Source organism: Pseudarthrobacter humi (genome assembly GCF_024294965.1).
GTDB classification, from domain to species: domain Bacteria; phylum Actinomycetota; class Actinomycetes; order Actinomycetales; family Micrococcaceae; genus Arthrobacter; species Arthrobacter humi.
Genome location: NZ_JANCLV010000002.1, coordinates 288,410 through 300,130, shown reverse-complemented (window position 1 = coordinate 300,130; position 11,721 = coordinate 288,410). Strand labels below are relative to the sequence as shown.

General features: G+C 66.5%; 10 protein-coding genes and 1 pseudogene. 7 read left to right on the top strand and 4 right to left on the bottom strand.

The genetic code is table 11. From position 1 onward, the window contains the following. Positions 1-15: 15 nt before the first annotated feature. Entirely contained in the window at positions 16-531 is a 516-nt protein-coding gene (locus NFC73_RS04345; RefSeq protein WP_248761947.1) for a metallopeptidase family protein, read from the bottom strand. A gap of 119 nt (positions 532-650) precedes the next feature. Between NFC73_RS04345 and NFC73_RS04340 the strand changes: the two genes are divergently transcribed. The 4 genes from NFC73_RS04340 (at position 651) to NFC73_RS04325 (ending at position 4,264) form a co-directional block, all read left to right on the top strand. Beyond that, a complete protein-coding gene (locus NFC73_RS04340) occupies positions 651-1,040 on the top strand; it encodes a DUF3499 domain-containing protein (RefSeq protein ID WP_254747900.1) in 390 nt (129 codons plus the stop codon). Positions 1,041-1,118: 78 nt separating this feature from the next. Continuing rightward, entirely contained in the window at positions 1,119-1,388 is a 270-nt protein-coding gene (locus NFC73_RS04335; RefSeq protein ID WP_254747899.1) for a Trm112 family protein, read from the top strand. Positions 1,389-1,483: 95 nt separating this feature from the next. Next, positions 1,484-2,962 (top strand): adenosylhomocysteinase, encoded by a 1,479-nt coding sequence (gene ahcY, locus NFC73_RS04330; protein ID WP_254747898.1) that lies wholly within the window; start codon positions 1,484-1,486, stop codon positions 2,960-2,962. Between the two features lie 63 nt (positions 2,963-3,025). Next, positions 3,026-4,264 carry a L,D-transpeptidase gene (locus NFC73_RS04325; RefSeq protein WP_254747896.1) on the top strand — a complete coding sequence of 413 codons (1,239 nt, stop codon included), beginning with the start codon at positions 3,026-3,028 and terminating at the stop codon, positions 4,262-4,264. A gap of 37 nt (positions 4,265-4,301) precedes the next feature. Here the strand turns inward: NFC73_RS04325 and NFC73_RS04320 are convergent, their stop codons facing one another. Further along, positions 4,302-5,102, bottom strand: coding sequence for an RDD family protein (locus NFC73_RS04320; protein WP_254747894.1), 801 nt, complete (start codon positions 5,100-5,102; stop codon positions 4,302-4,304). Positions 5,103-5,170: 68 nt separating this feature from the next. Here NFC73_RS04320 and NFC73_RS04315 point away from each other — a divergent pair, with 68 nt between their 5' ends. Together NFC73_RS04315 and NFC73_RS04310 are read left to right on the top strand one after the other, a co-directional pair. After that, positions 5,171-6,163, top strand: coding sequence for a stage II sporulation protein M (locus NFC73_RS04315; RefSeq protein ID WP_254747892.1), 993 nt, complete (start codon positions 5,171-5,173; stop codon positions 6,161-6,163). Between the two features lie 123 nt (positions 6,164-6,286). After that, positions 6,287-7,384 (top strand): TIGR01906 family membrane protein, encoded by a 1,098-nt coding sequence (locus NFC73_RS04310; protein ID WP_254747889.1) that lies wholly within the window; start codon positions 6,287-6,289, stop codon positions 7,382-7,384. A gap of 44 nt (positions 7,385-7,428) precedes the next feature. Here NFC73_RS04310 and NFC73_RS04305 read toward each other — a convergent pair. Further along, positions 7,429-8,850: pseudogene (locus NFC73_RS04305) on the bottom strand (AMP-dependent synthetase/ligase); the annotation flags it as partial. A gap of 66 nt (positions 8,851-8,916) precedes the next feature. Then, on the bottom strand, positions 8,917-10,599 hold the full coding sequence (locus tag NFC73_RS04300; protein WP_372494572.1) for a dolichyl-phosphate-mannose--protein mannosyltransferase: 1,683 nt from the start codon (positions 10,597-10,599) through the stop codon (positions 8,917-8,919). A 46-nt stretch (positions 10,600-10,645) separates the two neighbouring features. Between NFC73_RS04300 and rsmI the strand changes: the two genes are divergently transcribed. Further along, positions 10,646-11,605 (top strand): 16S rRNA (cytidine(1402)-2'-O)-methyltransferase, encoded by a 960-nt coding sequence (gene rsmI / locus NFC73_RS04295; RefSeq protein WP_372494571.1) that lies wholly within the window; start codon positions 10,646-10,648, stop codon positions 11,603-11,605. Positions 11,606-11,721: the final 116 nt, after the last annotated feature.

Genomic DNA, 11,721 nt, shown 5'->3' with positions numbered 1-11,721 from the left:
ACAGTACCGGCGGCGTCAGTACCGGCGGCGGTAGACCGGATCCAGGGTTTCCGGCGCTACGCCGAGCATCTCGGCGGTGTGTTCCACGACGACGTCGTGCACCAGGTCCTGGAGTTCCTCCCGGCTGGCGCAACCCTGCTCAACCACCCGGCGGTACAGGGTGATCACCGGGCCTTCCTCTGCCGTGGCGGGGGTGTAGGCGCCCATGGGAGGCGGGGCGGCGTCGGCCACCAGTTGCTCCAGCTGCGGGGGTATTTCGTCGACGGCAAACCGGACGCCGTCGAGCGTTTTACCCCAGATGTCGTGGAGCCGCTGCGCGGAATCCAGCACCATGTCGTCAAAGCGGTCCGACCGTGTCCTGTAACCGGGGTGCGTTGGCAACACCAGCTCCCCGCGCAGGCCGCGACCGTGGCGGTTCCGGCGGCGCATCGCAAAGCTTCGGCCGGGCGAACCCGAACCCGTTTCTGCCGCGCGGTCATCCGGGTCAGCCAAACGGACCGAAAAAGCTGAATCATGGTTCGATGACTGCATACCTTGACTGTAAACCCGGGCGCAGAATTACGCGACATAACCCCGGTTTTTGTGCCAGGGCGCGGCGCCGATCGGCAAATACTCCGAACAGGTTGGGATCCGGAGTAGTCTGTGATGTCGTGGGAGCTATCCGTCAATGTTCAAGGTCAGCCTGCCGTCAGTCGGCGGTGGCAACTTTGACGTACGTCTATGCCGACTCCACCGCCGTCCTGGGTCCGCTGGCCACCTACGCCGAGCCGCATTGTTACGATTTGTGCGAGCAGCATGCCGGGTCACTGACGGTGCCCCGCGGCTGGGAAGTGCTTCGCCTGGCGATGCCCACAAGCCCGCAGCAGCCCGGACCGGACGACCTTCTGGCCCTCGCCAACGCGGTCCGCGAAGCAGCGGCCCAGCCGCCCAAGTCGCAGACCACGCCGGGTCAGCGTGGCTTGCATTCAGCGCTGGAGGCCCCGGCCGGCACCGAAGGCGTCCGCCGGGGGCATCTGCGCGTCTTGCGCGAACCTTCCTGAGGCGGATCTGGCGGTAGGCTGGAACCTGCTAATCAGTCAGCCAACGGCGCGAACGCGCCCCTGTCGGGAGCACCAATCATGCCAAAGATCAGTCCTGAACTGTTGTCCGTCCTCCGCTGTCCCGTGACCGGATCGCCCCTGGTCCAGGAAGGCGAAGAGCTTGTGTCGACGGCGGCGGGAGATTCGGGCGTGAAGCTGCGCTACCCGATCGAGGACGGTATCCCGCTGCTGCTGCCGCCGGAACTTCTCCAGGCCGCCACGGCTGCTGGCTCGGACCAGCACGATCACGCCGTCCGGCCGGCCACGGACCCAAGCCCCGCCACGGACAAAACCGCAACTACTGCCTAGGCGACGCCTGGACAACCCGCACCACCACCAGCGGCCGACTCTCGCGCAGAGGCTTCAAGGCCGTCGCCGCCATCGGACAAAAGCAAAGGAACCCCATGACATTTGACTACAAAGTAGCCGACATCTCGCTGGCCGAAGCCGGCCGCCACCAGATCCGACTGGCCGAGCACGAGATGCCAGGCCTGATGTCACTCCGCAAGGAATTCGGACCCACCCAGCCGCTGAAGGGCGCCCGGATCGCCGGATCCCTTCACATGACGGTCCAGACCGCCGTCCTGATCGAAACCCTCACTGCCCTCGGTGCCGAGGTCCGCTGGGCCTCCTGCAACATCTTTTCCACCCAGGACGATGCCGCCGCAGCCGTCGTGGTAGGCGCGGGAACGGTCCAGGACCCGCAGGGTGTCCCGGTGTTCGCCTGGAAGGGCGAGACGCTGGAGGAATACTGGTGGACTGCACAGCAGATCCTGGCCTGGCCCGGCGCGGACACCGATCCGGAGCTCGGCCCGAACATGATCCTGGACGACGGCGGCGACGCCACCATGCTGGTCCACAAGGGCGTTGAGTTCGAAGCTGCCGGCGCTGTACCGGCGGCGGGCGAAGACGAGTCCGAGGAAGGCCGGATCTTCCTGGACGTGCTTCGCGCCTCGCTGCAGGAAGACCCGCAGCGGTGGACCCGGATCGGGGCCAGCCTGCGCGGCGTCACCGAGGAAACCACCACCGGCGTGCACCGCCTCTACCAGTTGGCTGAACAGGGCAAGCTGCTGTTCCCGGCCATCAACGTCAACGACTCGGTCACCAAGAGCAAGTTCGACAACAAGTACGGCATCCGCCACTCGCTGCCTGACGGCATCAACCGCGCCACCGACGTCCTGATGGGCGGCAAGGTGGCCGTCGTCTGCGGTTATGGCGACGTCGGCAAGGGAGCCGCAGAGGCATTCCGCGGCCAGGGTTCCCGCGTCATCGTCACCGAGATCGACCCCATCTGCGCCCTCCAGGCTGCGATGGACGGCTACCAGGTGGCCAAGCTGGAGTCGGTGCTGAGCCAAGGCCACATCTTCATCACCACCACCGGGAACAAGGACGTCATCCTGGCCGAACACATGGCCGGCATGCGTGACAAGGCCATCGTGGGCAACATCGGCCACTTCGACAACGAGATCGACATGGCCGGCCTGGCGCGGATCCCCGGCATCAAGAAGGTGGAAATCAAGCCGCAGGTGCATGAGTGGGTGCTCGACGCCGGAACCGCCGAAGAGCGCTCCATCATCGTCCTGTCCGAGGGACGCCTGTTGAACCTGGGCAACGCCACCGGCCACCCGTCCTTTGTGATGAGCAACTCATTCGCCAACCAGACCATCGCCCAGATCGAGCTGTGGACCAAGCGGGACCAGCCCGAAGGCGAACGCGAATACAGCAACCAGGTCTATGTCCTGCCTAAGATCCTTGACGAAAAGGTAGCCCGCCTGCACCTCGACGCCCTCGACGTTGAGCTTACGGAACTCTCCAAGGAACAGGCCGACTATCTGGACCTGGACATCGCCGGACCGTACAAGCCCGAGCACTATCGTTACTGACGTGTGATGCCCCGGGTGCAGACCGCGCCCGGGGCTGTTATGTCCAAGCATTAAGATCGGACTATGGAACCTGTTGTTAAGCCACGCCGGCGGGGGACCGCCAGGAAAATTCTCCTGGTGGCAGCCGTGTGTGTCCTTGCCGCAACGGGCGGCGTCTTCGCCGCCGTCGCGCCGGGTTTTGCACGCGGTGGCCTGGAGTCCGAAGCCAGCTCGGCAGTCCGGTCCGCGCCGGGCGTCGCATCGCCTGTGGTGGCCCCGGTCAAGGTGGACGTCACGCCGGCCAACGCCGCAAAGCAGGTGAACCCGGCAACACCGGTGTCACTCAAGGTGGGCAACGGCAGGATCGAGAGCGTCACGCTGACCAGCACCGCCGGCGAAGTCGTCCACGGCACCTTTGCAGGGGACGGCAGCAGCTGGACAGCGACAGACCCGCTGAAATTCAACACCGAGTACAGCTTCACGTATGTGGTCACTGACGGAGCAGGACGGGATACCAACACCACAAGCTCGTTCAGTACGGTTTCGAGCACGCACGAGGCGGATGCCGCCATCTACCCGCTGGATGGGATGAAGGTTGGCGTGGGCCAGCCGCTGCAGGTCATCTTCAGCGAACCGGTGGTCAACCGGGATGCCGTGGAAAAGGCCATCAAAATCACCTCCAGCGCAGGGCAGGCCGGGGCCTTCCACTGGTTCAGCGACACCATGGTCCGGTACCGCCCGGAAGCCTTCTGGGTGGCCAACTCCACAGTCACCATGGACATGCAGCTTTTCGGCGTGGACCTCGGCAATGGCCAGATTGCCAACTTCAACAAAAAGGTCACCGTGAATTTCGGTGACAAGCGGGTGGCTATCGCCGATGCCGCCGCACACACTTTCACGCTCAGCGTTAATGACCAGGTAGTGAAAACCCTCCCGGTCAGCATGGGTGACAAACGCTTCCCGTCAGCGCGAGGCTACGCGGTCCTGATGGAAAAGAACCGCTTTGACCACTTCCGGGCGGCCAGCATCGGGCTCAAGCCCGGCGATCCCGCCTACTACGGCGAAGTGGACGTGGAGTATGCCATCCGCCTCACCCTGAGCGGCGCGTACATCCACCAGGCGCTGGAGTCCGCCTACCCCTTCATCGGCAACACGAACGTCTCGCACGGCTGCATCGGGTTCGCTCCCGACGGCGCCGCCTGGGTTTTTGACAACATGACCACCGGCGATGTGGTTCAGATCATCAACACCGAAGGCGACTACGCCGCCGTCGACGACGGCTATGGCGACTGGAACATTCCCTGGGCGGAGTACAACAACTAGGAACGGTTTTGGACCAGGACCAGGACGAGGTTGAGGCCTATGGCCCGAAAGGCAGGCGGTCCAACCGCTCCGCCGTGGCCGAGTTCCGGCGCCGGGCCTGCTGCAGCCGCACGAGTTCACGGTGACGGCGTTCGGCGGTGACGGCCGCCAGGTACTGGTCCGGGCTGGTTCCGGGGGGCGGCGGAGGGGCCACGTGCCCGGCCAGTTCCGTGGCGATCGATGCTGCCATTCCGGCGGCGGACAGCGGTGACATGCGTCCGGCCTGCCGGATGAACTGGGCGGCCTGCCGTGCGGTCGCATCCGGGATCCGGCCGATGTCCGCAGCTGTGGCCCAGCCCTGAAGCTGTGGGGGAACAAAGACGCGGACCGGTATCTCCGCCGGCACGCGCCGGCGCAGCGCATACGTGCCGGCAAGGATGTCACCCAGCCGCTTGGAGCGGCTGTTGAAGAGGGCGACGCCGATGGCGAGGCCACCCAGGGTGAGGTAGATTTCCAGGAATCCAGTCAGCCCCCGGATCACGGCGTGGCGGAACCGGATGGCGCCGCCATCGTCCCTGACCACACGCAGGCCGGCCGCCAGTTTCCCGAGCGAGAGCCCCCGGGTGAGGGTCTCCACGGCTACAGGGACAATCACGAAGCAAAAGAGCACGCTCACCAGCGTCAGCGCCCGCATTGCTGCCTCGTCAAGGTCCTGGCCGGCGGCTGCGACGCCCAGCAGGATAACCACCAGCAGGATGATGTTGAACATGACATCCAGCAGCAGGCCAAGGGCGCGGGCGGCGAAGGATGCGGGGCGCAGTTCCAGGACAACGGCCTCGCCGGTGATTATCGAACTCAAGCGGGTACCCCAATCCCTTGTCAACCATCCTGCGGACCTTCACAGTCTATGGCGGCTAGGCTGTTGCCGTGGATATGGATGCCTTCTCCGCCGCCAACGGGGACAAGTGGTCAAGGCTGCACCAGCTTGCCCATAAGCGGCGACTCAGCGGCGATGAGGCAGATGAACTGCTGCGCCTATACCAGTCGACGTCGGCCCACCTTTCCTTCATCCGGTCGATTGCCCCGGAGAGCGGCCTGTCGGCGTCCTTGTCCGCCACCTTAGCCCAGGCCCGGACCCGTTTCACAGGCGCACGGTCCAACGTGATGGCGGACCTTGCCCGGTTCTTCGTGGCTGCCCTGCCGGCGGCTTTGTACCGCCTGCGGTGGCTGACGGTGGTGTGTGGCGCCGCGTTTGTCCTGGTCGCGGGCGCCTACGCGCTCTGGATCGGGACGTCCCCCGAGGCCCTGCGGTCCGTTGCCTCCGAGGCTGCGGTCCGGCAGTACGTCGAGGAAGACTTCATTGGCTACTATTCGAAGAATCCTGCTGCCTCGTTTGCTGGGGCCGTCTGGACCAACAACGCCTGGATCAGCGCGCAGGCGGTGGCCCTGGGCATCACCGGCTTCTGGGTACCCATGATCCTGTTCACGAACGCCCAGGGCGTCGGGATCGCCGCCGGAGTCTTCGCCGCCGTGGGCCGGCAGGATGTCTTTTACAGCTACATCCTGCCGCATGGCCTGATGGAACTGACGGCTGTCTTTATTGCCTGCGCGGCGGGCTTGAGGATCTTCTGGGCCATGGTGTCTCCGGGGCCACGGACTCGAGGACGGGCCGTGGCTGTCGAAGGCAGGTCGCTGATCACCGCGGCCCTGGGGTTGGTGCTGGTGCTGTTCGTTTCCGGATTAGTGGAGGGTTTTGTCACGCCGAGCCCGCTTCCGGTATGGGCCAAGATCGGCATCGGCCTGGCGGTGCTGGCTGCCTACTGGGGCTACGTCCTGGTATGGGGACGGCGGGCCTATGACGCCGGCGAACGCGGCGACTTGGTGGCCGGCGACGCTGGATACAGCGAAATCGCCGCATGAATCCGCGAGCGACGGGGTGGCTCCTCGCCCTCGTGGAGGAGCGGGCGGTAGGCTCGATATCAGATACACGGCGCTGCCCGGATCAGAGCCGGCGGCGTGGAACCCAACGGAAGTGACGCTGCTGTGAACGACAATTCGCCGACCCCTGCCAAACGCACGGAGCCGCAGCCGGATCCGGACCTGGATACTTCGTCGGACTCGGACGAACCGGCTTTTGCCTGGCTGCACGATTCCGGCTCCAGCACTCCCGACGCGTCCCCAGCACCTAGCACCGCTGCCGGGCAGGGCGGTGCCACCCAGCCCGAAAGCCGCGCCGGCCGGAAAGCCGCGGAGGCCGCCGCCGAACCTCCCGCCGCAATACCTTCCGTAGAAGAGTCGCTCCGCAAAGAACCGTCCGCCCAGGGCGCCACCCGAAACGGGGCCCACTTCAGCGAGCCGCTGCCCACGTCAGCGCTGCAGGTCCGTCCGCCGCAGGAGGAAGTGGAGCGCCGCAACGCGGAGCGCGAAAGCGCAGCCAACGCCAAGCCCGTGGCCCCGCGCATCTGGCAAGTCCTGCTGGCCCTTTTCTACCCGGTGATCCTGCTGGTGCTGGCCGTCCGCGCGGTCACCAGCCCGCTGTTCCTGTGGGCCGAGTACAACAGGCCCGGATTCCCGGGCGACGGATACGGATTCAGCACCGACGACCGGATGACTTACGGTTCCTACGCGGTTGACTACCTCAGCAACTGGGCGGGGCCGCGGTACCTGGGTGATCTGGTCAATCGCAGCGGCGGGGACCTTTTCAAGGACGGCGAAGTCGGCCACATGGCCGACGTAAAAGTTGTCATCCTTTCCGCGTTCGGCGGGGGAGCACTCCTGATCGTCCTCAGCCTTGTGGCCATCGCCTACCTGCGCCGCCGCAGCACCGGCGGTGTGCGCCGCGGACTCTTCGCGGGATCCATTGTTGCGCTGGCGATCATCCTGGGCCTTGGCGCATTGGCCGTACTCGGCTGGCAGCAGTTCTTCACCGAATTCCATCGGATCTTCTTCGCCAGCGGTTCCTGGACGTTTGCCCTTGAAGACACCCTGATCAGGCTGTTCCCGGGCCAGTTCTGGATCGATGCCGGTATTGTCATCGCCGCGCTGGTCCTCCTGGCGTCCCTGGTGACGCTCATCCTCACCTGGCCCACCCGCCGCCGCCGCGGCCTGGCCAAGGAAGAGCCGATCGGCGCTGAGGCGTAGCCCCAAGCACCTGCACCTGCTCAGCCCGTAAGTTTGGCGGGCTGCTTCTTGCGGCCGGTGATGGACAGGAAGCCCTCCCGGTCCAGCTCGCCGAGGTCCCCGGTACGGAAGAACCCGTCCACAAAGGCCTCAGCTGTGGCCGCTTCGTTGGCGTGGTAACCCTTGAACACGCCGATCCCCTTGACCAGCACTTCGCCGTCCTCGGCCACGCGGATAGTGGTGCCCGGCAGGGGGACGCCCACGCTGCCCACCCTGGTCCGCGAGGGCGTGCTGGCCGTACAGGGGGCGGTTGTCTCGCTCAGCCCGTAGCCCTCAAGGACCGGGATCCCGGCGCCGCGGAAGAAGTGCGCGTCCTCAGGTGCCAGGGGGCCGGCCGCCGATACCGCGTAACGGACCCGGCCGCCAAGGATTTGGCGGAGCTTCGGGTACACCAGCCGGTCAAAGACGGCGTGCCGCGCCCGCAACGCCAGCCCGGGTCCGCTGCCCCCGCCGCGGGCCACGGTGTCCTGTGCCGTGGAGAAACGGATGGCGGCGGCTGACGCAGCCCTGAAGATCCCCGCTTTCCCGGACCCGTCAGCCTGGTGCGCGGCGTCCGCCCGGACCTTCTCGAAGATCCGGGGCACCGCCAGGAGGAACGTTGGTCTGAACGTGACCAGATCCGCCCGCAGATCAGCCTGACGGCTGACGTGTCCCAGGGTGGCGCCCGCATGGAGGCACGCCACCTGGGCGGCGCGGGCGAGCACATTGGCCAGCGGCAGGAACATCAGGGTGCGCGCATTCTGCCCCTTGAGGATCTCCGGGAGAAAGGCGACGACGTTTACGGCCACGAGCGAAAAGTTGCCGTGGGTGATCACGCAGCCTTTGGGCCGTCCGGTGGTGCCGGACGTGTAGGCCAGGGACGCGACGTCGTCCAGGCCCGCGGCGGAACGGTGGCGTTCCAGCTCGGCGTCCGTGACGCCCATTCCGGCAGCCGAGAGGCTGGCGAGGTTCGGGGCGTCGCCGTCGTCATCCATCCTCACCACGGTGACCAGCCGGTCCTTGAGCAGGGTGGAGGTCTCCAGGATGCCGGTAATAAGCGACACCTTGCCGCGGTCCTGGGCGAACACGCGGCGCGCGCCGGAGTCGTGCAGGATCCACTCCACCTGGCCGGGTGTCGAGGTCTCGCCGATGGGGACGCTCACGCCGCCGGCAAACCAGATGGCGAAGTCCACCAGGGCCCACTCATAGCGCGCGGCGGACATAACGGCCACGGTGTCGCCCGGCTCCAGGCCGCCGGCGATCAGTCCTTTGGCGAGGGCGCAGACATCGTGCAGGAATTTTTGCGCCGGAACGTCTGTCCAGCCGTTGGGGCCTTTGCGCGCGTAGAGCGCGTGGGCCGGGTTGGCGGCCTCCCGCTGCCGCAGGAGATCCGTGACATTGCTGCCGGGCTCCAGCTCCACCAGGAGTTTTGTGCTTGCTTCTCGCACGGGGGCGTCTCCGTTCCGCTGCCTCAACGCAGTTCGCGGCTGGTCAGGGTTCCATGCAATCCTGCCTTAGATCCAGGACGGCATCCACATCCGGTAGCGCCATTCCTGGTAGGGGATGGTCTCCGCCGTCCACACCGGGTAGAAAAATGCGGACAACAGGACTGCCCCGGCGACGAAGAGTGCCACCAGGTAGACACCGGACCGCCGGCGCCAGAGCGGGTCGGTGTCCCGGCCCAGGACGAGGCCCAGGCAATACACGAGCGCGAGCACCAGGAAGGGCTCAAAGGAGACAGCGTAAAAGAAAAACATGGTCCGCTCCGGGTACAGGAACCACGGCAGATAGCCGGCGCCCACGCCCGCAAGGATCGCCCCCGCGCGCCAGTCCCGGCGCCCGGCCCACCAGAACAGCAGGACCACCAGCGAGATGGCCGCTCCCCACCAGATCATCGGGTTCCCCACCGAGAGAATGGCTGAGGCGCAGTTGGGCACGTCGCATCCCGGGACGCCCTGCTCCGGCTTCTGGTAGAAGAACGACGTCGGCCGGCCCATCACCAGCCAGCTCCAGGCGCTTGCCTCGTAAGGGTGTTCAGAGCCCAGTCCCTGGTGGAACTTGTAGGCCTCCAGATGGTAGTGCGCCAGCGAACGCAGGGAGTCCGGCAGCCAGCCCCACTCCGCTGACGGGTTGCTTTGGGCCCACCGCCGGAAGTAGGCGCCCTCGGAACGGAACCAGCCCGTCCAGCTGGCGGTGTAGACCACTGCCGCAACCGGAACCATGCTGACAAAGGCTGGCAGTCCATCCTTGATGATTCCGCCGCTGACCCAGCCGCGGATTCCCGCGACGCGCCGTGCGTTGAGGTCCCACAGGACCGTCAGCACGCCGAAGCCGGCGAGGAAAAACAGGCCCGACCATTTGGTGCCGATGGCCAGTCCCATGCAGACGCCCGCGGCGAGACGCCACCAGCGGATCCCCAGCCACGGTCCCGCCAGCAGCTGGCTGGCAGCGGGCCGAGCGCTCCGGGACGCAGCCGCGAGCCTTCCGAGCCGTACGGCCAGCCGCCGTCGACCGTCATCGCGGTCCAGCAGCAAAGCTTCGAAGGCCGCCAGGAGCCAGAACATCAGGAAGATATCCAGGAGTGATGTCCGCGACATCACCAGGTGGTGGCCGTCGACGGCGAGCAGCAGGCCCGCGGCGGCAGCCAGCGGCACGGAGCGGAACAATTTCAGCGCAATCAGCGTGAGCAGCAGGATGGACAGGGTTCCGGTCAGTGCGGCCGCGAACCGCCAGCCGAACGGATTATCGGCCCCGAACAGCCACATGCCCCCGGCGATCATCCACTTGCCCACGGGCGGATGGACCACGTACTCGGGAGTGTCCAGGAGGATGGCCGGGTTGCCGGCGTTGAAGGAGTCGTTGGCCTTGTCCGGCCAGCCCCGTTCGTAGCCGCTGACCAGGTAGGAGTAGGCGTCCTTCACGTAATACGTTTCGTCGAAGACCAGGCTGTGCGGCGTATCAAGCCGGACAAAGCGGAGGACGCCCCCGATCACGGAGGTCAGGGCAGGCACCAGCCAGAACCAGAGACGCAGCGACGGCGGGTAATCGCGCCAGCTGCGGGTGCCGCCGATCAGGCGCTCGCGGAGGGCTGCGGCAGAGAATGCCTCCGCCGGACGGGCGATCCACGGGCCTCGTGCCGGCGGGATGGTCTGGCCGGCCTCGGCAGGCCGCATGGAGGTCTGCGTCACGAGCCCCATGCTACCTTTTGCAGCTTGGGCCGCCGGCCAGCAGTACGCTGGGGGAGTGGACCCTAACCCCAGCACCTTCGCCGATTCCCGCCCTGCAGAACCTTCCGTTGCCGCCGGAGAGGAGCCAGAGACCGAGGTTCACGTGACAGCGGACCCGGCTGCAGCGGCACCGGTCGCCACGGGGCCAGGCCGGATTGTGCTGGCGGCGACGCCCATCGGCAATGCCGGCGACGCGTCGGCCCGCCTGATCGAACTCCTGGGCACGGCGGACATCGTGGCCGCCGAAGACACCAGGCGCCTGCACCGCCTTGTCCAGAACCTCGGAGTCACCGTCGCCGGGCGGGTCATCAGTTACCACGAGCACAACGAGGCCACCAAGACCGCGGAGCTGCTGGAGCACGTCCGGTCCGGCAAAACCCTGGTGATGGTCACCGACGCCGGCATGCCTTCGGTCTCGGACCCGGGGTTCCGGCTGGTGGAAGGCGCCGTGGCCGCCGGACTGACCGTAACCGCCGTCCCGGGCCCCTCAGCCGTGCTGACTGCGCTGGCTCTCTCCGGACTGCCCACCGACCGCTTCTGTTTTGAGGGGTTCCTCCCCCGGAAAGCCGGCGAACGGGCGTCGCGGTTGGCGGACCTTTCGGCCGAACGCCGGACCATGGTGTTTTTTGAGGCCCCGCACCGGCTGGAATCGATGCTGCGGGCCCTGCGCGAGCGTTTCGGTGCCGAGCGGCGGATCGCTGTCTGCCGGGAACTGACCAAGACCTACGAGGAAGTCATCCGCGGGACGGTCGGGGAACTGTTGCTGTGGGCCGAAGGCAACGAGGTCCGCGGCGAGATTGCCGTGGTGCTGGGCGGCGCCCCTGCGCAGGCGCCGGGCACCCCCGAGGACCACGTGGCGGCCGTCAACGAGCTGGTGGCCCAGGGAATCCGACTCAAGGAAGCCGTGGCCGCCGTGGCCGAGGACGTCCGCGTCAGCAAACGGGAGCTGTACTCGGCGGTCCTGGCGGCACGCTGAGCGTATGAAAAGGCCAGCTGTGCAGCTGCACAACGAAATCCCGCTTCAGCAGTGCGTCCAGGCGTAGACCCTTCGGCGGCCGCGGCAGTAGTCTGACAGTAAATCAGCCAATACGG